This is a genomic window from Achromobacter sp. LC458 (genome assembly GCF_001005835.2).
Lineage (GTDB): Bacteria > Pseudomonadota > Gammaproteobacteria > Burkholderiales > Burkholderiaceae_B > Achromobacter > Achromobacter spanius_B.
The window spans coordinates 1-24,936 of the sequence record NZ_LBHW02000033.1; the positions used below are offsets into that span (position 1 = coordinate 1).

The 24,936-nt window shown below is 64.6% G+C and carries 23 protein-coding genes and 1 pseudogene; 16 read left to right on the forward strand and 8 right to left on the reverse strand.

Annotation, left to right across the window (positions count from 1 at the left end):
- The 14 genes and pseudogenes from YH64_RS30410 to YH64_RS22560 form a co-directional block, all read left to right on the forward strand.
- Positions 1-195 (forward strand): annotated as a pseudogene (locus YH64_RS30410) (ATP synthase subunit I); the annotation flags it as partial.
- Positions 196-282: 87 nt separating this feature from the next.
- Positions 283-1,164: a F0F1 ATP synthase subunit A gene (gene atpB, locus YH64_RS22500; protein WP_046806633.1), complete on the forward strand. Its 882-nt coding sequence runs from the start codon at positions 283-285 to the stop codon at positions 1,162-1,164.
- Positions 1,165-1,282: 118 nt separating this feature from the next.
- Positions 1,283-1,525 (forward strand): F0F1 ATP synthase subunit C, encoded by a 243-nt coding sequence (gene atpE / locus YH64_RS22505; RefSeq protein WP_003815363.1) that lies wholly within the window; start codon positions 1,283-1,285, stop codon positions 1,523-1,525.
- 144 nt (positions 1,526-1,669) lie between these two features.
- Positions 1,670-2,140: a F0F1 ATP synthase subunit B gene (locus YH64_RS22510; protein WP_006227275.1), complete on the forward strand. Its 471-nt coding sequence runs from the start codon at positions 1,670-1,672 to the stop codon at positions 2,138-2,140.
- 12 nt (positions 2,141-2,152) lie between these two features.
- A complete protein-coding gene (locus YH64_RS22515) occupies positions 2,153-2,692 on the forward strand; it encodes a F0F1 ATP synthase subunit delta (RefSeq protein WP_046806632.1) in 540 nt (179 codons plus the stop codon).
- Between the two features lie 28 nt (positions 2,693-2,720).
- Positions 2,721-4,262: a F0F1 ATP synthase subunit alpha gene (gene atpA, locus YH64_RS22520; RefSeq protein WP_046806631.1), complete on the forward strand. Its 1,542-nt coding sequence runs from the start codon at positions 2,721-2,723 to the stop codon at positions 4,260-4,262.
- A gap of 98 nt (positions 4,263-4,360) precedes the next feature.
- On the forward strand, positions 4,361-5,266 hold the full coding sequence (atpG, locus tag YH64_RS22525) for a F0F1 ATP synthase subunit gamma (protein WP_046806630.1): 906 nt from the start codon (positions 4,361-4,363) through the stop codon (positions 5,264-5,266).
- Positions 5,267-5,308: 42 nt separating this feature from the next.
- Positions 5,309-6,712: a F0F1 ATP synthase subunit beta gene (gene atpD / locus YH64_RS22530; protein WP_046806629.1), complete on the forward strand. Its 1,404-nt coding sequence runs from the start codon at positions 5,309-5,311 to the stop codon at positions 6,710-6,712.
- Between the two features lie 9 nt (positions 6,713-6,721).
- Positions 6,722-7,147 carry a F0F1 ATP synthase subunit epsilon gene (locus YH64_RS22535; RefSeq protein WP_006217064.1) on the forward strand — a complete coding sequence of 142 codons (426 nt, stop codon included), beginning with the start codon at positions 6,722-6,724 and terminating at the stop codon, positions 7,145-7,147.
- A gap of 206 nt (positions 7,148-7,353) precedes the next feature.
- Positions 7,354-8,217: a helix-turn-helix domain-containing protein gene (locus YH64_RS22540; RefSeq protein ID WP_046806628.1), complete on the forward strand. Its 864-nt coding sequence runs from the start codon at positions 7,354-7,356 to the stop codon at positions 8,215-8,217.
- Between the two features lie 110 nt (positions 8,218-8,327).
- On the forward strand, positions 8,328-9,401 hold the full coding sequence (gene hemE, locus YH64_RS22545) for a uroporphyrinogen decarboxylase (RefSeq protein ID WP_046806627.1): 1,074 nt from the start codon (positions 8,328-8,330) through the stop codon (positions 9,399-9,401).
- A gap of 351 nt (positions 9,402-9,752) precedes the next feature.
- Complete coding sequence (locus YH64_RS22550; RefSeq protein ID WP_046806626.1) at positions 9,753-11,843, forward strand: primosomal protein N'; 2,091 nt, start codon at positions 9,753-9,755, stop codon at positions 11,841-11,843.
- Positions 11,844-11,950: 107 nt separating this feature from the next.
- Entirely contained in the window at positions 11,951-14,014 is a 2,064-nt protein-coding gene (locus tag YH64_RS22555; protein WP_046806625.1) for a UvrD-helicase domain-containing protein, read from the forward strand.
- A 13-nt stretch (positions 14,015-14,027) separates the two neighbouring features.
- Positions 14,028-14,867, forward strand: coding sequence for an AraC family transcriptional regulator (locus tag YH64_RS22560; RefSeq protein ID WP_046806624.1), 840 nt, complete (start codon positions 14,028-14,030; stop codon positions 14,865-14,867).
- 68 nt (positions 14,868-14,935) lie between these two features.
- Here the strand turns inward: YH64_RS22560 and YH64_RS22565 are convergent, their stop codons facing one another.
- Positions 14,936-15,997 carry a low specificity L-threonine aldolase gene (locus YH64_RS22565; RefSeq protein ID WP_185975415.1) on the reverse strand — a complete coding sequence of 354 codons (1,062 nt, stop codon included), beginning with the start codon at positions 15,995-15,997 and terminating at the stop codon, positions 14,936-14,938.
- Positions 15,998-16,114: 117 nt separating this feature from the next.
- Here YH64_RS22565 and YH64_RS22570 point away from each other — a divergent pair, with 117 nt between their 5' ends.
- Positions 16,115-16,966 carry a class II glutamine amidotransferase gene (locus YH64_RS22570; RefSeq protein ID WP_046806622.1) on the forward strand — a complete coding sequence of 284 codons (852 nt, stop codon included), beginning with the start codon at positions 16,115-16,117 and terminating at the stop codon, positions 16,964-16,966.
- A 169-nt stretch (positions 16,967-17,135) separates the two neighbouring features.
- The gene (locus YH64_RS22575) at positions 17,136-17,756 is read left to right on the forward strand and encodes a hypothetical protein (protein ID WP_046806621.1); all 621 of its coding nucleotides are present in this window, start codon (positions 17,136-17,138) and stop codon (positions 17,754-17,756) included.
- Between the two features lie 99 nt (positions 17,757-17,855).
- Here the strand turns inward: YH64_RS22575 and dapD are convergent, their stop codons facing one another.
- The 7 genes from dapD to YH64_RS22610 form a co-directional block, all read right to left on the reverse strand.
- Positions 17,856-18,833, reverse strand: a complete 978-nt coding sequence (gene dapD, locus YH64_RS22580) for a 2,3,4,5-tetrahydropyridine-2,6-dicarboxylate N-succinyltransferase (protein ID WP_046806620.1) — start codon at positions 18,831-18,833, stop codon at positions 17,856-17,858.
- Positions 18,834-18,941: 108 nt separating this feature from the next.
- Complete coding sequence (locus tag YH64_RS22585; RefSeq protein WP_046806619.1) at positions 18,942-20,072, reverse strand: M20 family metallopeptidase; 1,131 nt, start codon at positions 20,070-20,072, stop codon at positions 18,942-18,944.
- A 45-nt stretch (positions 20,073-20,117) separates the two neighbouring features.
- The gene (locus YH64_RS22590; protein WP_046806618.1) at positions 20,118-21,023 is read right to left on the reverse strand and encodes a hydrolase; all 906 of its coding nucleotides are present in this window, start codon (positions 21,021-21,023) and stop codon (positions 20,118-20,120) included.
- On the reverse strand, positions 21,023-22,033 hold the full coding sequence (locus tag YH64_RS22595; protein WP_046806617.1) for an ABC transporter ATP-binding protein: 1,011 nt from the start codon (positions 22,031-22,033) through the stop codon (positions 21,023-21,025). The genes YH64_RS22590 and YH64_RS22595 overlap by 1 nt, the downstream gene beginning before the upstream one ends.
- Positions 22,030-23,013, reverse strand: coding sequence for an ABC transporter ATP-binding protein (locus YH64_RS22600; RefSeq protein WP_046806616.1), 984 nt, complete (start codon positions 23,011-23,013; stop codon positions 22,030-22,032). Before YH64_RS22600 ends, YH64_RS22595 begins: the two co-directional genes overlap by 4 nt.
- Complete coding sequence (locus YH64_RS22605; protein ID WP_046806615.1) at positions 23,010-23,930, reverse strand: ABC transporter permease; 921 nt, start codon at positions 23,928-23,930, stop codon at positions 23,010-23,012. The genes YH64_RS22600 and YH64_RS22605 overlap by 4 nt, the downstream gene beginning before the upstream one ends.
- A 6-nt stretch (positions 23,931-23,936) precedes the next feature.
- The gene (locus YH64_RS22610; protein ID WP_046806614.1) at positions 23,937-24,914 is read right to left on the reverse strand and encodes an ABC transporter permease; all 978 of its coding nucleotides are present in this window, start codon (positions 24,912-24,914) and stop codon (positions 23,937-23,939) included.
- Positions 24,915-24,936 lie beyond the last annotated feature (22 nt).

Below are 24,936 nucleotides of genomic sequence, written 5' to 3' on the forward strand. Positions count from 1 at the left end.
AGCGTTCGGGCTGGTCGCGCCAACCCTTTTACCTTTCTCTCTGGTGAGTTGATCAAGTTATTCGCAACGGCATTGTTGTTGTGGATGCTTTCGCGTGTGGCACAGGACAGTCTGGTTTGGCCTGCCGCATTGCTGGGTTTGATACTCACATTGAAGGGCTACCTCCTGCTCTTGATGTTCCGCAAGTTGTCTTAGCGCCGAGCAGTAAGTAGCGGCAAACGTGATCGTGGAATCGTCCGGCTCGCAAGGGTTCGGGCATACAGCAAATAGGGTAGGATTCAAATGGCTGCTGCCAGCGACGTGTCGCCTCAGTCCGCGTATATTCAGCATCACCTGGTGCATCTGAACAATACCGGTGAAAAACAGAGCGCAATTGCTCAGTTCGACGTCATCAATTACGACTCGTTGTTCTGGTCCGGCCTGATGGGTCTGATCGTCATTTTCTTTCTGTGGCGCGCTGCTCGCCGCGCCACCAGTGGCGTGCCGACCCGCTTCCAGGCTTTCGTGGAAATGATCGTCGACATGGTCGACGACCAGGCCAAGGGCATCGTCCACAACGCCAAAAGCCGTCTTTTCATCGCCCCGCTGGCGCTCACCGTGTTCCTCTGGATCATCCTGATGAACGCGCTGGACTTGCTGCCGGTTGATCTGTTGCCCTCCATCTGGCGCCTGACCGGCCTGGGTGCGCATCACGGCGACCCCCTCTACTACCACCGCATTCTGCCGACGGCCGACTTGAACGTGCCGATGGGCATGTCGCTGGGCGTGCTGCTGCTGATGTTCTATTACGGCATCAAGATCAAGCACCCGGGCGGCTTCGTCAAAGAACTGTTCACCGCGCCGTTCCATGCGCATGGCCTGGGCGCCGTTGTGCTGGCCCCGTTCAACCTGCTGCTGAACCTGATCGAATACGCCGCCAAGTCCGTGTCGCTGGGCATGCGGTTGTTCGGCAACATGTTCGCCGGCGAACTGATTTTCATGCTGATCGCCCTGCTGGGCGGCGCCTGGACCGGCTTTAACGGCGCCAGCATCGGCTTGGGAATCGGCCACATCCTGGCCGGCTCCATCTGGGCGATCTTCCACATCCTGATCGTTCTTCTGCAGGCCTTCATCTTCATGATGCTGACGCTGGTGTATCTCGGCCAGGCACACGAAGGCCACTGATCCCCCGAATTTCCTGCGCTGGCCACCCGGCCAGCGTGGGATAGCAAGATTATCTTGCATTGAGCTGTACCCCTTATTTTTCAATTTTTGACTTCAGATTTCTAACCAAGGAGTTGTCATGACCAACGTCGCTTTCGTTGCCCTCGCTTGCGGTCTCATCATCGGTTTGGGTGCTATCGGCGCTTGCATCGGCATCGCATTGATGGGCGGCAAGTATCTGGAAGCTTCGGCTCGTCAGCCTGAGCTGATGAACGCTCTGCAAACGAAGATGTTTCTGCTGGCCGGCCTGATCGACGCGGCATTCCTGATCGGCGTGGGTATTGCCATGCTGTTCGCCTTCGCCAACCCGTTCGTCGGTTAAGGCAGCGCCCGCCGGCGAATAGGCGGGTCATGACGTTGGCGGCGATGTGGGCAACAGCCCCGTCGCCGGCCAGCAAAGTATCGAGTGCTCCGTGACGCCCCTTTCCGGGTGCGGTCGGAGCCGCAAGGTGTTAAAGGAACGACCGTGAATCTGAACGCGACGATCATTTTCCAGATGCTCGTGTTCTTCGTTCTGGGCTGGTTCACGATGAAATTCGTGTGGCCTCCTCTGACGAAGGCGATGGACGAGCGCCGCCAAAAAATCGCCGACGGCCTTGCCGCCGCCGAGAAGGGCAAAGCCGACTTGGCTCAAGCCCAGGCGCGCGTCAGTCTGATCGAGGCTTCTGCCAAGTCCGAAAACCACGCCCGCATCATCGAGGCCGAGAAGCAAGCCGCCTCCCTGATCGAGCAAGCCCGCCGTGAAGCGGAAGCTGAACGCGCCCGTATCGTGGCTCAGGCTGCTCAGGATGCCGCGCAGGAAGTCCAGCGCGCTCGTGACTCGCTGCGCGACGATGTTGCCGCGTTGGCTGTCAAGGGTGCTGAACAGATCCTCAAGCGCGAGGTTGACGCCCGCGCCCACGCCGAGCTGCTCAACCAGCTTCGCGCGCAGCTTTAATCCGGGACCGTCATGGCTGAACTTTCCACTGTTGCCCGGCCCTACGCTGAAGCGCTCTTCAGCGCAGCGCGCGACGACAAGGCCGGCTTGCCGGCTTGGGCCGACCTGGTCAGCGAAATGTCGCAGGTCGCCTCCAACCCCGACGTGCGCGAGGCCATGGCCGACCCGCGTCTGGGCGATAAGCAGCGCGTCGAGCTGTTCTCCGGCCTGATCAAGGCCGAATTGCCGCAGGCCGCCCGTAATTTCATCGAGTTGCTGGTTGAAAACGACCGGCTGCTGCTGCTGCCCGACATCGCCTCGCAATTCGTGGTGCTGCGCAATCGTCACGAGGGCACGGCGCAGGCGGAAATCACCAGCGCGTTCGAGCTGAGCGACGCCCAGGTCAAAGACCTGGTTGCCGCCCTTGAACAAAAATTCGGCCTCAAGCTCAAGCCCAACGTCACCGTCGACCAGTCGTTGATCGGCGGCGTGCGCGTGGCTGTCGGCGACCAAGTGCTCGATACTTCCGTACAAGCTCAATTGGTCCGCATGCGCGATCAGCTCGCCGCTTAAGGCAACTAACAGGATTCCAGGAGTCAATATGCAACTCAATCCCTCCGAGATCAGCGAACTGCTCAAGAGCCGCATCGAGGGCCTGGGCGCTTCGGCTGATGTCCGTACTCAGGGCACCGTCGTGTCCGTGACCGACGGTATTACCCGCATCCACGGCTTGTCCGACGTGATGCAGGGCGAAATGCTCGAATTTCCCAACAATGTTTTCGGTCTGGCGCTCAACCTCGAGCGCGATTCCGTCGGCGCCGTTATTCTGGGCGACTACACCGGCATCTCCGAAGGCGACCAGGTCAAGACGACCGGCCGCATTCTGGAAGTCCCGGTCGGTCCGGAACTGAAAGGCCGCGTGGTCAACACGCTGGGCGAGCCGATCGACGGCAAGGGCCCGGTCAACGCCAAAGAAACCGACATCATTGAAAAAGTGGCGCCTGGCGTTATCGCCCGCCGCTCGGTGTCGCAGCCGCTGCAAACCGGCGTCAAGGCTATCGACTCGATGGTGCCGATCGGCCGTGGCCAGCGCGAGCTGATCATTGGCGACCGCCAAACCGGCAAGACCGCTGTCGCCGTCGACACGATCATCAGCCAGAAGGGCAAGGGCGTCACCTGCGTGTACGTCGCTATCGGCCAGAAGGCTTCCACGATCAACAACGTGGTGCGCAAGCTGGAAGAGCACGGCGCGATGGAATACACCATCGTCGTGGCCGCTTCGGCTTCGGACTCGGCCGCCATGCAATACCTGGCCGCCTACGCCGGTTGCACCATGGGCGAATACTTCCGCGATCGTGGCGAAGACGCCCTGATCGTTTATGACGATCTGACCAAGCAAGCCTGGGCCTACCGCCAGGTGTCGCTGCTGCTGCGCCGTCCGCCGGGCCGCGAAGCTTACCCGGGCGACGTGTTCTACCTGCACTCGCGTCTGCTGGAACGTGCTGCCCGCGTGAACGAAGACTACGTCGAAAAGTTCACCAACGGCGCCGTCAAGGGCAAGACCGGTTCGCTGACCGCACTGCCGATCATCGAAACGCAAGCGGGTGACGTGTCCGCCTTCGTTCCGACCAACGTGATCTCGATCACCGACGGCCAGATCTTCCTGGAAACCGACCTGTTCAACGCCGGTGTCCGCCCCGCTATCAACGCCGGTATCTCGGTGTCGCGTGTGGGTGGCGCTGCTCAGACCAAGGTCGTCAAGAAGCTGTCCGGCGGTATCCGTACCGACTTGGCGCAGTACCGTGAACTGGCCGCCTTCGCGCAATTCGCCTCCGACCTGGACGACGCCACCCGTCGCCAGCTGGAACGCGGCAAGCGCGTGGTCGAACTGCTCAAGCAGCCGCAATACCAGCCGCTGCAAGTGTGGGAACTGGCCGTCACGCTGTACGCGGTCAACAACGGCTACCTGGATGACGTGGACGTGGCCCAAGTGCTGTCGTTCGAGAAGTCGCTGAAGGATCAGTTGAAGGCCAAGCATGCGGCCATGATCCAGCGCATCGAAGACACCAAGGAACTGTCCAAGGACGACGAGGCCGAACTGGCCACCGCCGTTCAGGAATTCAAGAAGCACGGTGCTTTTTAAGAAAGTGATGGGTTAGGCGTCTGCAACGCCTCACCCGTCCTTACCGGATGGTTGAGGCGTGAGCGGAACCCATCGGCCAGTCTTCACAGGAAAGCGCAATGCCCGGAATTAAGGAAATCCGAACCAAGATCAAGAGCGTGCAAAACACGCGCAAGATCACCAAGGCGATGGAAATGGTCGCCGCATCCAAAATGCGCAAGGCGCAGGAACGGATGCGTGCTGGTCGTCCGTACGCCACCAAGGTGCGCGAGATTGCTGCGCACCTGATGCAAGCCAACCCTGAGTACAGCCACCCGTACCTGGTCGAACGCGAAATCAAAGCGGTCGGCGTGGTCATGGTGACGACTGACAAGGGTTTGTGCGGCGGCTTGAACACCAACATCACTCGCGTGACGTTGGGCAAGCTGAAAGAGTTCGAGAAAAACGGCATCGCCGTGCAAGCGACCGCTTTCGGCAACAAGGGCGTGGGTGTGCTGACCCGTATCGGCGCCAAACTGGTTTCCCAGGAAGTGCAACTGGGCGACAAGCCGCAACTGGACCGCCTGCTGGGCGCGATCAAGGTGCAGCTGGACGCCTACCTGGACGGCCGCATCGACGCGCTGTACGTGGCTTCGACCCGCTTCGTCAACACGATGAAGCAGGAGCCCCTGTTCCTGCGCCTGCTGCCGTTGGCCAGTGGTTTGGATGATCCGTACCAATCGGGTGCCGAAAGCCTGGCCAAGACGTCGGAAGTGAAGTCGGACTACAGCTGGGATTACATCTACGAACCCGACGCCCGTAGCGTGATCGACGACCTGCTGCAGCGTTACGTTGAAGGCCTGCTGTATCAAGCCGTGGCCGAGAACATGGCTTCGGAGCAGTCGGCCCGGATGGTCGCCATGAAGGCGGCGTCGGACAACGCCAAGAAGGTCATCGGAGAGCTGCAACTGGTCTACAACAAGACCCGCCAGGCCGCGATCACCAAAGAAATTTCGGAAATCGTAGGGGGCGCTGCCGCCGTTTAAGGCAGGCAGCTCCCGTCTAAAGCTATCAAGCAAGGAATCGACATGAGCAACGGAACCATCGTTCAGTGCATCGGCGCCGTGGTGGATATTCAGTTCCCCCGCGATCACATGCCCAAGATCTATGAAGCGCTTACCCTGGCTGACGACGAGTCTTCGTCGTTCGCTGAAAAGGGCCTGACGCTGGAAGTGCAGCAACAGCTGGGCGACGGCGTGGTGCGTACCATTGCGCTGGGCTCCAGCGACGGTCTGCGTCGCGGCATGAAGGTCACGGGCACGGGCGCTCCGATCTCGGTGCCGGTCGGCACCGGCACGCTGGGCCGCATCATGGACGTGCTGGGTCGTCCCATCGACGAAGCCGGCCCGATCCAGCACGAAGAAAAGCGTGGCATTCACCAAGCGGCTCCCCGTTTCGACGAACTGTCGCCGTCGGTGGAACTGCTGGAAACCGGCATCAAGGTTATTGACTTGGTCTGCCCGTTCGCAAAGGGCGGCAAGGTCGGCCTGTTCGGCGGCGCCGGCGTGGGCAAGACCGTGAACATGATGGAACTCATCAACAACATCGCCAAGCAGCACAGCGGTTTGTCGGTGTTTGCCGGCGTGGGTGAGCGTACCCGCGAAGGCAACGACTTCTACCACGAAATGGAAGAGTCGAACGTTCTGGACAAGGTCGCCATGGTGTTCGGTCAGATGAACGAACCCCCGGGCAACCGTCTGCGCGTGGCGCTGACCGGCCTGACGATGGCCGAGAAGTTCCGTGACGAAGGCCGCGACATCCTGTTCTTCGTGGACAACATCTACCGCTACACGTTGGCCGGTACCGAAGTGTCCGCACTGCTGGGCCGTATGCCGTCGGCCGTGGGCTACCAGCCCACGCTGGCTGAAGAAATGGGCAAGCTGCAAGAGCGCATCACGTCGACCAAGACGGGCTCGATCACGTCCATCCAGGCCGTGTACGTCCCTGCGGATGACTTGACCGATCCGTCGCCTGCCACGACCTTCCAGCATTTGGACTCCACCGTCGTGCTGTCGCGTGACATCGCTTCGCTGGGTATCTACCCGGCCGTGGACCCGCTGGATTCGTCCAGCCGCCAGCTCGACCCGCAAGTCGTCGGCGAAGAGCACTACGCCGTTGCGCGTGGCGTGCAGCAAACGCTGCAACGCTACAAGGAACTGCGCGACATCATCGCGATTCTGGGCATGGACGAACTGTCGCCGGAAGACAAGCAGGCCGTGGCCCGCGCGCGTAAGATCCAGCGCTTCCTGTCGCAGCCGTTCCACGTGGCTGAAGTGTTTACCGGCTCGCCCGGCAAGTACGTCCCGCTGGCCGAAACCATCCGTGGTTTCAAGATGATCGTGAACGGCGAGTGCGATGCCCTGCCGGAACAGGCCTTCTACATGGTCGGTTCGATCGACGAGGCCTTCGAGAAGGCCAAGAAACTGCAATAAGGAACCGATATGGCTACCCTGCATGTGGATGTCGTCAGCGCAGAGGAAGCGATCTTCTCCGGTGAGGCGAAGTTCGTGGTGCTGCCTGGCGAGGCGGGTGAACTGGGCATCTTGCCCGGCCACACCCCGCTGATTTCGCGCATACGCCCCGGTACGGTCAAGATCGTTCGTGCCGACCAAGGCGAGGAAAACATCTTCGTCGCCGGGGGCATTCTGGAAGTGCAGCCGGGCAGCGTGACGGTTTTGGCCGACACCGCTATCCGTGCTTCCGACCTGGACGAAGCCCGCGCCGTGGAAGCTCGCAAGAAGGCCGAAGAGGCCCTGGCGAACGCCAAGGACAAGGCTGACATCGCAGTTGTCGAAGCTGAACTCGCCATGCTGGCTGCGCAAGCCATCGCGGCGCGCAAGCTGCGCCAAGGCGGTCGTTCGCACTAAGCGGCAAAGCAGTACACGCCGGGTTCGCCCGGATCGAAAAAAGCGGCCCTTGGCCGCTTTTTTCATGCCCGCCGCGGCTGGCACCGGCTGGCAGCGGCTGGCCGCAATGGCGCCGACGGGGCGACCGCAATGCGTTCGATACGAATAGCTGGGCCGCATCCGCAACAGTAGCCTTCAACTTTGCCTGACAAGCCAAGGGGAAAGCGGTGCGACAAGTGCTGGATTGCGGGGTGCTGCTGGCGCCCGGCCACGAGGCCGCCATGCGGGACTGGGTGGCGCGTCATCAAAGCGGCTTGCCCCGCATACGCCTGCATCTGGTGCCGATGGATGCCACGCCTGCCGCCGCGCGCACAAACGCCACGCAAACCGCTGCGGGGTGCATCACGGCGCTGCCGTGCGACGGGACGCCGGACGTCCAGGTGCTGGCGCGCATGGCGGTGTCTTTGCGCCGCTACGACAGCTGCGTCCTGCCGGTGGCCCCCTCGTCGGTGGCGTGGGCGCGCACGGCGCTGTCGATGGCTGGCGCGAACCTGACGACGCCATTGCTGCTGCTGATGGACGATATGAAGGCGCCCGCCATCGAAGACTTGCTGGGCCTGGGCGCCACCGACTTCATGGCGCAGCCTGCCTGCTTGGAAAGCATGCGGGTGCGGCTGGGCCGCCTGCGCCGACCGGTGGCCGGCCGGCCGCCGCCTTGGTCGCAGCGAGGCGCGGCCGAGGTGCAGGAACCTGCCGCCTACTATCAGGCGCGCGGTGACGGCGCGGGCGTGCCGCCGCATGCGCCGCGGCCGCGCGTGGCGCCCGACGTGCTGGAACAGGGTCTGGCCAACCTGCGCGACCCCCGGCGGCTACCCGCGCACGAAGCGTTTCGCCTGGCGAAGTCGCGAGTGGTGGCCGGGTTCGAGCGCGATTACATCCACCATGCGCTGTCGCGCCACGGCGGTAATGTGGCGCAGGCGGCGCGGGCATCCGCCAAGCATCGGCGGGCCTTCTGGGCGCTGATGCGCAAGCACGGCATCGACGCCGCCCCGTTTCGCCAGGCGGCGCAGTTGCGCAGCCTGCGTGGCTGAGCGGCGCGCCGATGCCTCCTTTTGCGCCTTGGCAAGCACCGTGTGCGGGCTTGCCGCTACTTGCCGCCCAAGGGAAGTAAAATCACGGCTTCCGATCAACGAGGATAGTCGTGTCTGCTTCCAGCTTGAAGAACGATGTGTTCTTGCGCTCGCTTTTGCGCGAGCCCGTGCCCTATACCCCGATCTGGCTGATGCGCCAGGCGGGTCGCTACCTGCCCGAGTACCGCGCCACGCGGGCTCGCGCAGGCTCTTTCATGGGCCTGGCTCAGAACCCGGACTACGCCATGGAAGTCACGTTACAGCCGCTTGCGCGCTTTGACCTGGACGCGGCCATCCTGTTCTCCGACATCCTGACCGTGCCGCACGCCATGGGCCTGGGCCTGGATTTCGCGGAAGGCGAAGGCCCGCGCTTTGCGCACCCGGTGCGCGACGAGCAGGACGTGGCCCGCCTGGCGGTGCCCGACATGGACAAGCTGCGCTACGTGTTTGACGCGGTCAGCGTGATCCGCCGCGAGCTGGACGGCAAGGTGCCGTTGATCGGCTTTGCGGGCAGCCCGTTCACCATTGCCTGTTATATGGTCGAGGGCAAGGGCAGCGACGACTACCGCCTGATCAAGACGATGCTGTATTCGCGGCCCGATCTGCTGCACCGCATCCTGGAGATCAACGCCGAGGCCACGCTGCAATACCTGAACGCGCAGATCGCCGCGGGCGCGCAAGCCGTCATGTTGTTCGACAGCTGGGGCGGTGTGCTGGCGGACGGCCTGTTCCAGCAGTTTTCGCTGGCCTATACCAAGCGCGTCGTCGACGGCCTGACCCGCGAACACGAAGGTCGGCGCGTGCCGGTCATCGTGTTCACCAAGGGCGGTGGCCAATGGCTTGAGCAGATCGCAGCGTGTGGCTGCGATGCGGTGGGGCTGGACTGGACCGTCGACCTGGCCGCGGCGCGCCGCCGCACCGGGGATTCCGTGGCCTTCCAGGGCAACCTGGACCCGATGGCGCTGTTTGGCGGCGGCCCCGCCATTCGCGCTGAAGCGCGCCGGGTGCTGGACGCCTTCGGCCCGGTGGGCAAGGGCGGCCACGTGTTCAACCTGGGACACGGGATTTCGCGCTTTACTCCGCCCGAAGCCGTAGCCGAACTGGTTGAAGAAGTCCACCAACATAGCCGCTCGCTGCGCGGGTAAGTGAGTGGACGCTTCGGTCCCAAGGGCCGAAGTTCGAGGGCCCCGGCAAGGACTTGTGCACAGCAGGAATTTGCTTGGGGAAAACCCTTTAGAAGCTAGTTTACAATCTTGGAACATTGCATAGATTGTTGATTTTAAAAGGAAAAAGCGAGTTTTCCACTGGATTGCTCCCGACCGGGCAATCCAGGCTTATTCCGAAAGTTGATGTTGCCCCAGCCTTTTCCCCAAAGTTATCCACAGGCGCCCATGGAGTCGCTTGGCGCATCCGGGCCACCATTGCCCGCACTCCGCCTCCACCGTTGGCCCTCATCCCTTTGGATTAATCCTTCTCCGTGACGCCCACCCGCCTCCATGTCTGATTTGCTGCCAAGCCCGCCCGCCGAAGCCGTTTGCTGGGTGCGCGTGGCGCTGGATGTGCCGTTGCCCGGCCCGTTCGACTACCGCAGTGATGCGCCCGTCGCTGTGGGCTTGCGGGTGATCGTGCCGTTTGGCCGGCGCAAGATGATCGGGGTGGTGGTGGACAACCCGGCCGAGCCGTCCTACGACCCCAAGCAGATCCGCCCGATTGAACAGGTGCTGGACGACCTGCCCCCCTTTGACGAGGACTGGCTGCGGCTGGCGCGCTTTGCGGCGGACTACTACCAGCGGCCGCTGGGCGAGGTCATGTTGCCGACCTTGCCGCCGCCGCTGCGCAAGCCCACGGCGTATCAAGGCAAGCGCTCGGCCGGTGGCCCCGTGACCCGTCTGGACAACCGCAAGCGCAAACCGGTGCGCACGCCGGCCAAGGCCGACCAGCCCCCCGAATTGAATGACGCGCAGCTTGCCGCCGTGGACGCCATCGGCGCACTGACGTCTTTCAAACCCGTGCTGCTGCATGGCGTGACGGGCAGCGGCAAGACCGAGGTCTACCTGCGCGCCGCCGAACAGGTGCTGGCCCAGGGCCGCCAGGTGCTGCTGATGGTGCCCGAAATCAACCTCACGCCCCAGTTGGAAGGGGCGCTGCGTGCGCGGCTGGAAGCGGTGGTCGGGACGGACGGGCTGGCGGTGATGCACAGCGGGCTGTCCGACGGCGAACGCTTGCAGGCCTGGGCGCGCGCCCAGCGAGGCGAAGCGCGCATGCTGCTTGGCACGCGCATGTCGATCTTCGCGCCGCTTGGCAAGCTTGGTCTGATCGTGGTGGACGAGGAACACGACGCGTCCTACAAGCAGCAGGACGGCCTGCGCTATTCGGCGCGTGACCTCGCCGTATGGCGCGCGCACGATCTGGACATCCCGGTGGTGCTGGGCTCTGCCACCCCGTCCCTGGAAACGTGGCAGCACGCCGAGCGCGGCCGCTACCTGCGCCTGACGCTGCCCGGGCGCGCGCGTTCCAGCACGCTGCCGTCCATGCGGTTGGTGGACACGCGCCGGTTGCAAATGAAGCACGGCATGTCGCCGCAACTGCTCGATGCCATCGGACAGCGGCTGGAACGCAAGGAACAGTCGCTGATCTTCCTGAACCGGCGCGGCTATTCCCCCGTGCTGCATTGCCAGTCGTGCGCGTGGGTCAGCAATTGCCCGCGCTGCACCGCGTTTACCGTGCTGCATCGCACGGACGGACGCGGCCATCGCTTGCAGTGCCACCATTGCGGCTACCAGGCTCCGGTGCCGCGCGCGTGCCCGGAATGCGGCGACCAGGATCTGGCGCCCATGGGCCGGGGTACCCAGCGCGTTGAAGAGCATCTGGCTGAACTGTTTCCCGAGGCGCGCATCCTGCGTATCGACGCCGACAGCACGCGCAAGAAGGGCAGTGCCGAGGCCTTGTTCGCGTCCGTGCACGCGGGCGAGGTCGACATTCTGGTCGGCACGCAGATGGTGGCCAAGGGCCACGATTTCGCGCGGCTGGGGCTGGTGGGGGTGCTTAATTCCGACTCGATGCTGTTCGCGCACGATTTTCGCGCGCCCGAACGCCTGTTCGCCCAGCTGATGCAGGTGGCCGGCCGCGCGGGCCGCCATCAGGGCAACGGCGAAGTGCTGATCCAGACCGGTTACCCCGAGCAGCCCGTGTACCAGGCGCTGTTGCGCCACGACTACGCGGGCTTTGCGCGCCACGCCTTGCACGAACGCGAAAGCACCGGCTTGCCGCCCTTTGTCTATCAAGCCCTGCTGACCGCCGAGGCACGCGAACTCAAAGTCGCCCAAGCGTTTCTGGAGCGCGCCCGCGTATTGCCCGAAGGCGAGTGGGCGGCCGACTTCCCCGGCCTGGACGCCATCATGCTGTATGACCCGGTGCCGCTGCGCGTGGTGCGCGTGGCGAACATCGAACGCGCGCAGTTGCTGGTCGAAAGCAGCAGCCGGCCGGCCTTGCAAGCATTCCTGGCGTCGTGGTCGCACCACCTGCCGTACATCGCCAACGAGGCGCGCGTGCGCTGGCAGCTGGAAGTCGATCCGCTTGAGATCTGAAGGCGGCCGGCACCGATGCGCCATGCAGGCGATTGTTCTATGATCTTCTTCCTCTATCGCGCTGGCGCGGCAGGCGCCTGGCGCCTGCGCCCGTTTTAAAGCTCAACATGTCCGCTAGCGAATCCATTGCCCAAGGTATGAACCCCGCTCAACGCGAGGCGGTGCTGTACCTGGACGGCCCGTGTCTGGTGCTGGCCGGCGCCGGCAGCGGCAAGACGCGGGTGATTACTCAGAAAATCGCGTATCTGCTGCGTGAATGCGGCTACATGGGCCGCAACGTGGTGGCGCTGACCTTCACCAACAAGGCGGCGCGCGAAATGGACGAGCGTGTCAAGACGCTGGTGGACCGCAAGCTCTCCAAGGGTTTGATCATCAGCACGTTCCACTCGCTGGGCGTGAAGATGCTGCGCGAGGAAGCGCGCAACGCCGGGCTCAAGCCCACGTTTTCCATCCTGGACGCCGACGACGCCATGTCGATCATCCAGGAGCTGCTGGCCACCACCGACAAGGCCCGGCTGCGGCACGTGCAGGGCATCATTTCGCTGTGGAAGAACGCTTTGCTGGAGCCGGACGACGCGGCGCGCGAAGCCGTCACGCCGGGCGACGTGGAAGCCGCCAACATCTACCGCAGCTACGCCGCCACGCTGGCCGCGTATCAGGCGGTGGACTTCGACGACCTGATCCGTATCCCCGCGCTGCTGCTGTCCAGCAACGAAGAGGTGCGTACGCGTTGGCAGAATCGCGTGCGTTACCTGCTGGTGGACGAATACCAGGACACCAACGTGTGCCAGTATCGCCTGGTGCAGTTGCTGACGGGCTCGCGCGCCATGTTCACGGCGGTGGGCGACGACGATCAGGCCATCTACGCCTGGCGCGGCGCCACCATCGAAAACCTGGCCAAGCTGACCACCGACTACCCGAACATCAAGCTCATCAAGCTGGAACAGAACTACCGCTCGGTGCAGCGCATTCTGGCCGCGGCCAACGCGGTCATTGAAAAGAACCCCAAGCTGTTCGAAAAGAAGCTGTGGTCCGACCTGGGCGTGGGTGAACCCATCCTGGTGTCCGCCATGGACGGCGAAGAACAGGAAGCGGAATCCATCGCCATGAAGGTGTCGGCCTCGCGCTTCGAGCGCCAGGCGCAGTGGAAGGATTTCGCCATCCTGTATCGCAGCAACCATCAGTCGCGCATCCTGGAGCAGGCGCTGCGCAACCTGAAGATTCCGTACACGATCTCGGGCGGGCAGAGCTTTTTCGACAAGGCCGAAGTGCGGGATGTGTTGGCGTACCTGCGGCTGCTGGCCAATGACGATGACGACCCCGCGTTCATCCGCGCGGCCACCACGCCCAAGCGCGGCATCGGCCAGGCCACGTTGCAGGTGCTGGGCCAGTACGCCGCCACGCGGGAACTGTCGCTGCTGGCCGCCGTGGCGGAGACCGGGCTGGAAAGCCTGTTGGCGCCACGCCAGTTGGACCCGTTGCGCACCTTTGCCGAGTTCATTCGGCGCATGCAATGGCGCGCCGGTCGCGGCGCCGCCTCGGGCAAGGACGCGGCGCCCGCCGAGCCGGCCGGTGTCATCCTGGATGATCTGGTCGAAGCCATCCAGTACGAACGCCACCTGTTCGAGCTGTTCGAAGAACGCCCCGCGCAAACGCGCTGGCAGAACGTGTTGGAGCTGACCGGCTGGCTCAAGCGCAAGGCCGAAGAAGACAACATGTCGCTCTTTGATCTGGTGCAGCACGTGGCGCTGGTCACGATGCTGGAACGCGGCGAAGAAGACGAGCCCGACGCGGTCAAGATGTCGACCCTGCACGCGTCCAAGGGGCTGGAGTATCCGCACGTGTATCTGGCCGGCGTCGAGGAAGGCCTGCTGCCGCACCTGGGCAAGGACGACGAGGTCGGCGACCCGGCCCGCGCCGCCGAGAACCTGGCCACACGCATCCAGGAAGAGCGGCGCTTGATGTACGTGGGCATCACGCGTGCGCAGCGCAGCCTGAACCTTAGCTGGTGCAAGCGCCGCCGCCGCGCGCGTGAAGACCTGGTGCGCGAGCCTTCGCGGTTCATCGAAGAAATGGGGCTGGGCGACGTGCGCTTGCAGGAAGACGAAGCCACCGCCGCGATGAACCCCAAGGAGCGCATGGCGATGTTGAAAGCGCTGCTGAAGAAGTAGCGGGGAAAGCCGCATGCCTGCCCCGCTTAAAGACGACGTCCGCTATCTGCCGGTGCGCGGCACGCCGGGGCTGGTGTTGGGGCAGGCGCGGCTGTGCCAGTTTGAGTTTGACCGCCACTATCACGAGGACTATCACATTGGTCTGGTGACGCAGGGCGTGCAGCGGCAGCGCTTTCGCGGGCAGAGCATTTTGCTGGGGCCGGGCGGCATTGCGCTGATGCCGCCGGGCGAAATCCATGATGGCTCGGGCGCGGGCGACCACGGAGCGGCTTATGTGTTGAAGACGTTCCGTATTTCGGCGGCGCTGATGCGCACCTGCATTGAAGACGTTTCGGCCGCCGCCGCCCAGGAACGGTTCTTTGGCACGCTGGTGCAAGACGCGGACCTTGCGCGGCGCTTCATGGCTTTGCACAACGCGTGGATGGCCGGCGCGGCGGACGAACCGCTTGCACGCCAAGCGCAGTCATTGACCGTGATGGCCGACCTGTTCGTGCGCACGCGCACCGTCAAGCCGCAAGTGGTCAAGGGCGGCTTGTCGGCCGCCCATCAACGGGCCGTGCGCGATTACTGCGTGGCGCATCTTGCCGACAAGATTTCATTGGATGACCTGGCCCGGCTTTGCGGGCTGAGCCGCTTCCAATTCCTGCGGCGCTTTACGCACAGCACGGGGTTGACGCCGCACGCATGGTTGATCCGACTGCGCCTGGAACGCGCCTGCGCGGCGCTGGCCGGCGCGCGCGTGTCGGTGGCAGAGGTGGCCGCCGACGTGGGCTTCTACGACCAAAGCCATTTCAATCGCGCGTTCCGAGCCGCCTACGGCGCACCGCCGTCGGCGTATCAGCCGACGGCATAGGCCGGCCGCGAAGACGACCACGGCGGCCGCGAAGACGACACCGGCCGACGACGTAATCGCTTCTGGTTTCAGCGCACCCGCGCGCGCAGCGCGGACAGGAAGTGATCCACATCCTGCTCCGTGGTGGCAAAGGACGTCACCAGGCGCACGACGCCTGGGCCCCAGCGGTCGTGATAGAAGCGAAAGCCATCGGCCAAGAGGCCTTCGATGGCGGCGTTGGGCAGCTGGCAGAACAGAATGTTTGCATCCGCCTCGCCTTGCATCGCTACGCCGGGCAGGCCCTGCATGCCGGCCGCCAGCCGTGCGGCCATGGCGTTCGCCTGACGCGCATTGCGTAGCCACAGATCATCATCCAGATACGCTTGCATCTGCGCCGACAGCAGCCGCATCTTTGAAAACAGATGGCCGCCGCGCTTGCGCCGGAACGCGAGTTCCTGCGCGCGCTCGGGGTTGAACAGCACGATGGCCTCGGCACCCAGCACGCCGTTCTTGGTGGCGCCGAACGACAGAATTTCGACGCCCGCCTTCCACGTCATTTCCGCCGGCGTGCAACCCAGGCTGACCAACGCGTTGGCAAAGCGCGCGCCATCCATGTGCAGCGGCAAGCCGGCATCGCGGCAGACGCCGCCGATGGCCTGGATTTCGTCCAGGGTATAGACGCTGCCGGTCTCCGTGGCCTGGGTGATGCTGACGCAGGACGGCTGGACGGTGTGCACGTCGCCTACCTTGCGGCGCGCGTGGTCCGCCAGCTGGACGGGGTCGATCTTGGCGTCGTCGCCGCCCAGCAGGGTCAGGCGGGCGCCGTTCGTGTAGAACTCGGGCGCGCCGCACTCATCGTTGGCGATATGGCTTTGCGTATGGCACAGCACCGCGCCCCAGGGCGGTGTCAGCGTGGCAAGGCTGAGCGAATTGGCCGCCGTGCCCGTGGGCACCAGCAGCACGTCCACCTCGTGTTCAAAGATGTCGGCAAGGCGGCGCTGCACCACCAGTGAGCAATCATCGGCGCCGTAGGCGGGCGCCTGGCCGCTGTTCGCGCGCAGCAGTGCGTCCATGACCTCGGGGCTGGCGCCTGCGATGTTGTCGCTGGAAAAGCCCATTTGCAGGGCGGGGACGGATGAGGGCGTGTTCACGTTTGGCTTCCGGCTGATTTTGCAAAAGCGTCACTGTGCCGGGGCGCGCGCCGCCAGGCTTGTAGAAAATTGCGCCTGGCTCCTACACTGGGCAAATCCGTCTTGAAGGAGCGCATCATGTGTCGTTGGCTGGCTTACACCGGTAGTCCCTTGCAGATGGAAAGCGTGCTGTTCAAGGCCAAGCACTCGCTAATCGACCAAAGCCTGCATGCGCGGCTGGGCGCCACCACGACCAACGGCGACGGTTTCGGGCTGGGCTGGTACAGCCGACCTTACGATGGCCACATCGAGCCGCCGTTTCGTTACCGCAGCGTGCACCCCGCCTGGAACGACCGCAATCTGCGCGAAGCGGCGCGCGCCATCCACGCGCCTTTGTTCGTGGCGCACATCCGCGCCGCCACCGACACGCCCGCACAGGAAACCAACTGCCATCCGTTTCGCCACGGGCAGTGGCTGTTCGTGCATAACGGGGTCATTCGCGACTATCCCCTGCTGCGCCGCGACCTGATGCTGATGATCGCGCCCGCTTATTTCGGGTCGTTGGAAGGCTCCACCGATTCCGAGGTGATGTTCCTGCTGGCGCTGACGTTCGGCCTGGACGAAGACCCCATCCGCGCGCTGGCCCGCATGGTGGGGGCAGTGGAAGAGACGGGCCGCCGCCACGGCGTGACGCACCCCATCAACATGACGGTGTGCGCGCTGGACGGGCACCGGCTGATTGCGGTGCGTTATTCCAGCGAGGCGGAATCGCGCACGCTGTTCCACAACACCTGCGTGCGCCATTTGCGCGAGCTATATCCGGAAGACCCGCAGATTGCCGCGCTGGACGAGAACGCGTTCCTGTTGCTGTCCGAGCCCTTGAGCGAGATGCCGGGCGTCTGGGAAGAGGTGCCCGAGGCCACCGCGATCATCGCCGGGGGCGGCGACGTGCGGCATTACCCGTTTGCGCCGATTGCGCCGGGGCCGTGACGCGGCCGCTGATCATGCGCGAAACCGTCGGATTGCACCAGAAATCAGCGAAATTGGCCGATAAATAGGGGTCATCAAGCACGCTTCGCTCATATAAGGGAGAATGCGTGTCGCATGACGGTGCGACGTCCTGGGCCGCGAAAGCACCCCAACTCAATAAGGAAGTTGCATGACAGATAGCAAAACCCCGCAGGTCTCAGACGCATTGGCGGTGTTTACGCACACGGGGAGCGCCCCGGTTCGCTTTGAATTGCATGACAAAGGCGTGGTCTGCCAACAAGGCGACACGCGCAGCTACACCGCATTCGCGGATGTCCTGGATCTTTGCCTGTTCCCCGCCGAAGCGGGCGCAACGGCAGGTCCGATCAACCAATTTGCCTACCGTGCCCGCGTGGCGCAAGACTGGACCATCGTGTCCGGCGACGTCAGCAACTTCGCTCAGTTCATGGATGCCTTCCGCTCGCGTTATGTCGCGCAGCGCCTGCCCGTGCTGGAAGCGTTGATGGCCAACGGTGAGCGCGTTGCGTTCCGGTATATCAAGTCCGGTGATTTTCCTGGTGTTCAAACGCAGGAACTGGCCCTGTCGGCCGAAGGCCTGCATATCGATGGCGCCACCTGGCCTTACGAGTCGTTGCAGCGTATCGACCTGAACGACTGGACCGAAACCATCACGCTGCATGACGACAGCGGCAAGACGGTGTTTTCGTGCGTGGCCACGCGTATTCTCAGCTCGGATCTGCTGGTGAACCTGGTGTACGACCAGTTGGGCCAGACGGCGGAATACGCCTGATAGGGCATTGCCCTCAAGCGACGTAACGGGCGCTTGATGCGCAATGAAGAAGGGCCGCCATCGTGCTACGAGCGGCCCTTTTTTTATGCTGCACGGCGATCAATGCCCGGCGTGCAGCGCCGGATTCAAGGTGCCCCAGGCCGCTGTGCGCACCAAGGTTTCCACCACACCGGTTTGTGAATTGCGGCGGAACAGCAGGCCGTGCTGGCCCGCCAGCGACGCGGCTTTCACCACCGCGCCTTCGGGCGTCAACACGCGCGTGCCCGCCGTGATGTAGCAGCCGGCTTCCACCACGCAATCGTCACCCAGCGAAATGCCGATGCCCGAATTGGCGCCCAGCAGGCAGCGCTTGCCGATGGACACCACCTGCTTGCCGCCACCCGACATCGTGCCCATGATGGACGCGCCGCCGCCGATATCGCTGCCGTCATCGACGATGACGCCCGCGCTGATGCGGCCTTCCACCATCGACGCGCCTAGCGTGCCGGCGTTGAAATTGCAGAAGCCTTCATGCAGCACGGTGGTGCCCGGCGACAGGTACGCACCCAGCCGCACGCGCGCCGTGTCGGCGATGCGCACGCCGTTGGGGACAACGTAGTCGGTCATGCGCGGAATCTTGTCCACGCCCCGTATTTCCAGCACCTGCCCGGTGGCGCGCAGTTGCCAACGCAGGGCATCGACCTGATCCACCGCGCACGGCCCGGCAGAGGTCCAGGCCACGTTGGACAGCACGCCGAACAGGCCATCCAGGTTGGCCTCGTGCGGGCGGACCAGGCGGTGGCTGAGCAGGTGCAGGCGCAGGTAGGCGTCGTGCGCGTCGGCGGGCGGCTCGGCCAGTGACGCGATGGCCGTGCGCACCGCCACGATGTCGACCTTGCGGCGCGTGTCGCGCACCAACGCGGTGGGCACGTGTTCGCCCAGCGCCGCGCGCGCTTCCTCGGGCGTCAGGTGGCGCGTGCCCCCAGCCGGCGTGTGATCGGCTAGCGAGGGGCGCGGGTACCAGGTGTCAAGGACGGTGCCGTCGGCCGCCAGCGTGGCGAGACCGTAGGCAATGGCGCTGTTGAAGGTGGCGGACATGGCGGATGGGCGTAGCGTTGACGTGGGTTGAGTGATCGGGCGTGAGTGGGGCCGGTGAATCGGGAAGTTGCCGGCCCGTTCTCTAAGCCTGTTTTATAGCCCCGTTTTTCAGGCGAGCTCGCGCAGCAGCAATTCCCAGAACTTCAACCGCTGTTCCAGCGTGGACACCAGCACGTACTCGTTCAAGGTGTGCGCCCCGTCGCCGTCCGCGCCCAGGCCGTCCAGCGTGGGGATGCCCATCGCCGAGGTGAAGTTGGCATCGCTGCCGCCGCCCGTCATCGGCGCGTCTTCCAGCAGGAAGCCGGCGCGGTCCGCGTAGCCTTGCACCAGGGCCAGCAAGGCTGCCGCCGCCTCCGTCTTGACCATGGGCGGGCGGTTCAATTCGACATTGATGTCCAGTTCAACTTCAGGCCCCACCGCGCACAGCTCGCGCATGCGGCGCAGCACGTCTTCGGCGGCGCCCATGTCGGGCACGCGGAAGTCCACCACGCAGCGGCACAGCGCCGGCACGGTGTTGGTGACCGTGCCGCCGGCGATGGTGCCCACGCTGACCGTGATGCCACGGTCGTAGTCGGTCATGGCCTCCAGCGCCAGCACCTGATGCGCCATTTCACGAATCGCGCTGCGGCCTTTTTCATGCTGCATGCCGGCGTGCGCCGGGCGGCCCTTCACGTTCAGGTTCAACATGCCCGTGCCCTTGCGCGCCGTGACGCACTTGCCGCCGTTCGGGCGGGCCGGTTCGCAGACCAGCGCGTACTTGGCGTTGGCGGCAAAGCGTTCGATGTGCACGCGTGAGGCATGGCTGCCCGTTTCTTCGTCGGGCACCACCAGGAAGTCCACCGGCAGCTGCGTCGCGCCGGGGCGCGCCACGCCGGCCAGCGCCGTCAGCGCCAGGTAGATGCCCGCCTTCATGTCGTAGCTGCCGGGGCCGTAGAGACGGTCGCCGTCGATACGGACCGGGTTCTCCAGCAGCGTGCCCACCGGATGCACGGTGTCCATGTGCGCCAGGATCAGGATGCCGGGGCGCGTGTCGCCGGGGGCGCGGTTGGTGGCGTACAGCAGCGGGCCCGTGGTGGGGCCCAGCGACGACAGTTCCACCGTCAAGCCCGCGGCGGCCGCGTAGTCGGCGATGATGCGCGCCATGGCGGCGATGCCGTCGGGGTAGTTCGACGGCGATTCGCATTGCAACCAGCTCTGGATGCCGGCGACGATCTGTTCAGTGCTTTGGGTGTTGGACATGGCGGTATCGGGTTCCAGCAATGAAAAAGGGAAGGGCGATCAGAATCAGGCGACCTGCTGACCGGCCAGGCGGGCCAGTTCGGCGTCATCGGGCATCTTGCCGTCGAACCACAGGCTGGCGCACACGGCCGACATGGCGCGGCCGTCGTGGCCGATGCCGGGCACCACTTGCAGCGTCCAGCCGAACGGCACGCCACGGCGCTCGGCTTCGCGTTTGCCGAAGTCGTAGTAGTTCTGGGCGCGCGCAAAGCGGTGCGGGCCCTGGCGCATGGCGGCGGGCTCGGAGGGCAGGTTGGGATCGTCGGTGGCGATGTCCTGGTCACCGGCCAGAATCGTCATGGGGTAGGCCAGCAGCTTGACCAGGTGGTCTTCGGTCAGGCCCACGCCGTCCATGCCTTCCGGGAAGGGGTAGTCGAATGTGGGCAAGGTGTACCAGCCCGGGTTGCCCGCCGCGACGGCCTTGAACGGCGCGTGCGACTGGCTGCTCATCAGGCGATGCACGAATTGGCCGCCGGCCGAATGGCCGAACAGGTAGACGTTCTGGCCGTCGGTGATTTCACCGGCAATCATGTCCTTGATGACGTTGCCCACCAGCGCATACGTCCAGCCGTCGATGTGGCGCGGGTTGCCGCCGGCCGAGAACACGCGGCCGTTGTTGTAGCTTTCAACGCCCGGCCAGATTTCGTTCGAGAACGTCAACGCCACGATCAGCAGCTTGTGCTTGTCGGCGGCCTCGACCCAGAAGTCGCGGTATTCATCGCCATTGCGCAGCACGCCGTGCTGCACGATGACGACCGGGCGGTCGGGCGTGTAGCCGTACGGGCGGTACGTTTGCAGCTTGAACGGACGATCCGAATTGCGGTCTTCGTCGATGTACTGGATGGTGTTGCGGCCCGCATGGCCCATTTCGATGGCGATGCGGTCGACGTTGGACATATCGGAGGGTTTCATCAGGCGCTCGCTTCGTTCAGGTGGCAGGCCGACCAGTGGCCCGCCGAGATTTCTTTCAGGACCGGCGCCTGCTCGCGGCAGCGCGGCATGGCGTGGGGGCAACGGGGGTTGAAGGTACAGCCGGGCGGCGGATTCAGCGGCGACGGAATTTCGCCCTTGATCGGCGTGAACTTGCGGCCTCGGCGGGCGACGTCCGGAACTTCGGCCATCAGGGCCTGGGTGTAGGGATGATTGGCGCGCGCAAAGATCTCGGCCGACGTGGAGATTTCCACGATCTTGCCCAGGTACATGATCGCGACACGGTCCGAGATGTGCTTGACCACGCCCAGGTCGTGGCTGATGAACAGGTAGGTGAAACCGTGCTGCTCGCGCAGGTCCATGAACAGGTTGATGACCTGCGCCTGGATCGACACGTCCAGCGCGGCCACGGGTTCGTCGCAGACCAGGAACTTGGGGGCCACCATCAGTGCGCGGGCGATGCCGATACGCTGGCGCTGGCCACCGGAAATCTGATGGGGAAAGCGGTCGCGGTATTCGGCGTCCAGGCCCACTTCCTTCAAGGCCTGGTCGATGCGCGCGGGGATCTCGGCCGGTGGCGCCAGCTTGTGGACCTTGAGCGATTCGCCCAGGATCTGGCGCAGGCGCTGACGCGGGTTCAAGGATGCTTGCGGGTCCTGGAAAATCATCTGCACGCCCAGCGTATAGGCCAGCTTGTCGGCGCCACGCAGGCGCACGGCATCGCGGCCCTGATACAGCAGTTCGCCTTCGGTCTGGCGGTGCAGGCCGGCCACGACGCGTCCCAGCGTGGACTTGCCGCAACCTGATTCGCCCACCAGCCCGACGACTTCGCCGCGCTTGATGGACAGGTCCACGCCGTTCACGGCATACACCGTGCGGCGGTCCAGCGGGCGGCCGGCAAGGGCCAGGATGCGCTGGGCCAGATCGGGGCGCTGTTCGAATCGCTTGTGGACGTTCTTGAGCTCGATGACGGGAGTATCGGCTTGGCTCATGCTTGCTGTGCCTCGCGGGCTATCGGCACGTAACAGCGGTAGCTGCGCGGACCTTCGGTGGTAACGGAGGGGGCTTGTTCGGTGCAGCGCGTGACCGCCTTGGGGCAACGCGGCCGGAACGCACAGCCCGAGGGGCGGCCCGCCAGGCTGGGCGCCATGCCGTTGATCTGGTGCAGGCGCGCGCCGGGTTGCGTGGCGCCGGGCATCGAATCCAACAGGCCCCGGGTGTAGGGGTGGCGCGGTGATTCCAGCACCTGTTCAACCGGGCCGCTTTCCACGATGCGGCCCGCATACATGACGGCGACGCGATCGGCCAGCTCGGCCACCACGCCCAGATCGTGCGTGATCCAGATAAGCGCGGTGTTGTGCTCGCGGCAGATCTCTTGCATGCGGTAAAGAATCTGGCCCTGGATCGTGACGTCCAGCGCGGTCGTGGGCTCGTCGCAGATGATGAGGTCAGGCTTGTTCAGCATGGCGATGGCAATGGCCACGCGCTGGCGCATACCGCCGGAGAATTCGTGCGGATAGCTCTTCAAGCGCGATTCCGGCGACGGAATGCCCACCATCTCAAGCGCCTCGCGGCAGCGTTCCTCGGCTTGCGCGTGCGACACGTTTTCGTGCGTGAGGATGGCTTCCATCATCTGCTCGCCGATGCGCAGCACCGGGTTCAGCGTCATCAAGGGGTCCTGGAAGATCATGGCGATGCGGTTGCCGCGCAACTGGCGCATCTGCTCTTCCGTGAGCTTGCGCAGGTCGGTGCCCTTGAACTTCACTTCGCCGTCCACCACTTCCCCGGGCGGGTCGATCAGGCCCAGCAGTGAGAAACCGGTCACGGATTTGCCCGAGCCCGATTCACCGACCAGGCCCACGATTTCGCCGCGGCGCACGGTAAGGTCGACGCCGTCGACGGCCAGGTACGCGCCGGCCTCGGTATGGAATGCGGTGCGCAGCCCGCGCACATCAAGAAGAATGTCGCTCATGCTCGTCGGGGGTCCAGGCTTTCGCGCAGGCGGTCGCCCACGATGTTGATGGAAAGAATCAGCACCAGCAGCGCAATGCCGGGGAACAGGCTGATCCAGTAATCGCCCGACAGCAGGTATTGGAAGCCGTTGGAAATCAGCAGGCCCAGCGACGGCTCGGTGATCGGCACGCCGACGCCCAGGAAGGACAGCGTGGCTTCCAGCGCGATCGCGGTGGCGATCTGGATGGTGGCGAACACCATGACCGGGCCCAGGCAGTTGGGCAGCAGGTGGAAGACCATGATGCGCCACGCGGGAAAGCCCAGGTTGGCGGCGGCTTCGACGTATTCCTTGCGGCGCTCTTGCAGCGCGCGGCTGCGCATGATGCGGGCGTAGTGCCCCCACTGCACCAGCACCAGCGCCAGGATCACCTTGTCCACCCCGCGCCCCAGCACCACCAGCAGCACCAGCGCCACGAGGATGGTGGGAAAGCCCAGGATGAAGTCGACGATGCGCATCAGGATGGTGTCGACCAGGCCGCCGACGTAGGCGGCGATCAGGCCGATGGCCCCGCCGATGGCGGTGGCCAGCACCACGGCCGACAAGCCCACCATCAGGCTGATGCGCAGGCCATACAGGATGGCGCTGAGCATGTCGCGGCCCTGGTCGTCGGTGCCCAGCCACGCGATGCTGCCGTCCATCAGCGCCTGGCGCGGCGCCAGGCGGCCGTCCATCAGCGACAGGTTGGCCAGGTCATAGGGGTTTTGCGGCGCGAAGTAAGGCGCGAACACCACCAGGATGATCAGGATGGCCAGCGCGATGACCGAGCCGCGCACGGTGGGGCGCGCATGCAGTTTTTTCAGGATGGAGGCGCGCTGCGGGGTCTCGGCCAGAGGCTGGACGGTGCGGGTGCGGCCGGGATTGGGAGAGTTAGCCATGGCGGATTATTGAGCGGGGGCCACCAGCTGCACGCGCGGGTCGAGCGCGGCGTACAGGATGTCCACAACCAGGTTGATGACCACGAAGATCAGGGTGACCAGCATCACGTAGGCAACCACCACCGGGCGGTCCAGCTGGTAGACGCTGTCGATCAGCAGCTTGCCCATGCCGGGCCACGCGAAGACGGTTTCGGTGATGGTGGAATACGCGATCAGGCTGCCGAATTCCATGCCGATCACGGTCACGACCGGGATCAGGATGTTGCGCAGGATGTGGCGGCGCACGATGCGGCCGGGCTTGACGCCCTTGGCGCGCGCGAATTTCACGTAGTCCTGGCTGCGCGCTTCGACCACGCCCGAGGCCGTCAGGCGCAGCACCAGCGCGATATTGGCCAGCGCCAGGTTGATGGCCGGCATGATCAGGTGCGACCAGCCATCAGCCGTCAGGATGGACAGGCGCACGCCCAGCACGGTCACGGTGTCGCCGCGCCCCGTGGCCGGCAGCCAGCCCAGCCACACGGCGAACAGCAGGATCAGCATCATGCCCTGCCAGAAGTTCGGCAGCGAAAAGCCCAGCACCGACGACGCCATGATGCCGCGGCCGAGGTAGTCGTCGCGGTACAGGCCGGCGACCAGCCCCAGCGGAATCCCGATCACACAGGTCAGCATGATGGCCACGATAACGAGTTCGAACGTGGCGGGAATGCGCTGCACGATCAGCTCGATGGCGGGGATGCCGTGCACGAACGACGTGCCCAGGTCGCCATGCAGCGCGCGCCACAGGAACCCGGTGTATTGCTGCCACACGGGCAGGTCCAGGCCCAGGCGGGCGATCATCGCCTCGCGGGCGGCCTGGCTGGCTTCGGGGCTGACCAGCAGTTCGATCGGGTCGCCCACGGCATACACCGCGAAAAAGACCACGACCGATACGGCCAGCAGTACGAACAGACTCTGGATCAGTCTGCGCAGGATGAACAAGGCCACGTGATGATTTCCTTGGTGGGCT

What these genes read in the sequence shown, in the direction of transcription:
- YH64_RS22515 (WP_046806632.1), top strand. Translation starts at nt 2,153, where the DNA reads ATGGCTGAACTTTCCACTGTTGCCCGGCCCTACGCTGAAGCGCTCTTC.
- YH64_RS22600 (WP_046806616.1), bottom strand. Translation starts at nt 23,013, where the DNA reads ATGAGCGACATTCTTCTTGATGTGCGCGGGCTGCGCACCGCATTCCAT.
- atpB (WP_046806633.1), top strand. Translation starts at nt 283, where the DNA reads ATGGCTGCTGCCAGCGACGTGTCGCCTCAGTCCGCGTATATTCAGCAT.
- YH64_RS22590 (WP_046806618.1), bottom strand. Translation starts at nt 21,023, where the DNA reads ATGAAACCCTCCGATATGTCCAACGTCGACCGCATCGCCATCGAAATG.
- YH64_RS22560 (WP_046806624.1), top strand. Translation starts at nt 14,028, where the DNA reads ATGCCTGCCCCGCTTAAAGACGACGTCCGCTATCTGCCGGTGCGCGGC.
- YH64_RS22595 (WP_046806617.1), bottom strand. Translation starts at nt 22,033, where the DNA reads ATGAGCCAAGCCGATACTCCCGTCATCGAGCTCAAGAACGTCCACAAG.
- YH64_RS22570 (WP_046806622.1), top strand. Translation starts at nt 16,115, where the DNA reads ATGTGTCGTTGGCTGGCTTACACCGGTAGTCCCTTGCAGATGGAAAGC.
- YH64_RS22555 (WP_046806625.1), top strand. Translation starts at nt 11,951, where the DNA reads ATGTCCGCTAGCGAATCCATTGCCCAAGGTATGAACCCCGCTCAACGC.
- YH64_RS22550 (WP_046806626.1), top strand. Translation starts at nt 9,753, where the DNA reads ATGTCTGATTTGCTGCCAAGCCCGCCCGCCGAAGCCGTTTGCTGGGTG.
- atpG (WP_046806630.1), top strand. Translation starts at nt 4,361, where the DNA reads ATGCCCGGAATTAAGGAAATCCGAACCAAGATCAAGAGCGTGCAAAAC.
- YH64_RS22585 (WP_046806619.1), bottom strand. Translation starts at nt 20,072, where the DNA reads ATGTCCAACACCCAAAGCACTGAACAGATCGTCGCCGGCATCCAGAGC.
- YH64_RS22535 (WP_006217064.1), top strand. Translation starts at nt 6,722, where the DNA reads ATGGCTACCCTGCATGTGGATGTCGTCAGCGCAGAGGAAGCGATCTTC.
- atpD (WP_046806629.1), top strand. Translation starts at nt 5,309, where the DNA reads ATGAGCAACGGAACCATCGTTCAGTGCATCGGCGCCGTGGTGGATATT.
- YH64_RS22605 (WP_046806615.1), bottom strand. Translation starts at nt 23,930, where the DNA reads ATGGCTAACTCTCCCAATCCCGGCCGCACCCGCACCGTCCAGCCTCTG.
- atpA (WP_046806631.1), top strand. Translation starts at nt 2,721, where the DNA reads ATGCAACTCAATCCCTCCGAGATCAGCGAACTGCTCAAGAGCCGCATC.
- atpE (WP_003815363.1), top strand. Translation starts at nt 1,283, where the DNA reads ATGACCAACGTCGCTTTCGTTGCCCTCGCTTGCGGTCTCATCATCGGT.
- dapD (WP_046806620.1), bottom strand. Translation starts at nt 18,833, where the DNA reads ATGTCCGCCACCTTCAACAGCGCCATTGCCTACGGTCTCGCCACGCTG.
- YH64_RS22575 (WP_046806621.1), top strand. Translation starts at nt 17,136, where the DNA reads ATGACAGATAGCAAAACCCCGCAGGTCTCAGACGCATTGGCGGTGTTT.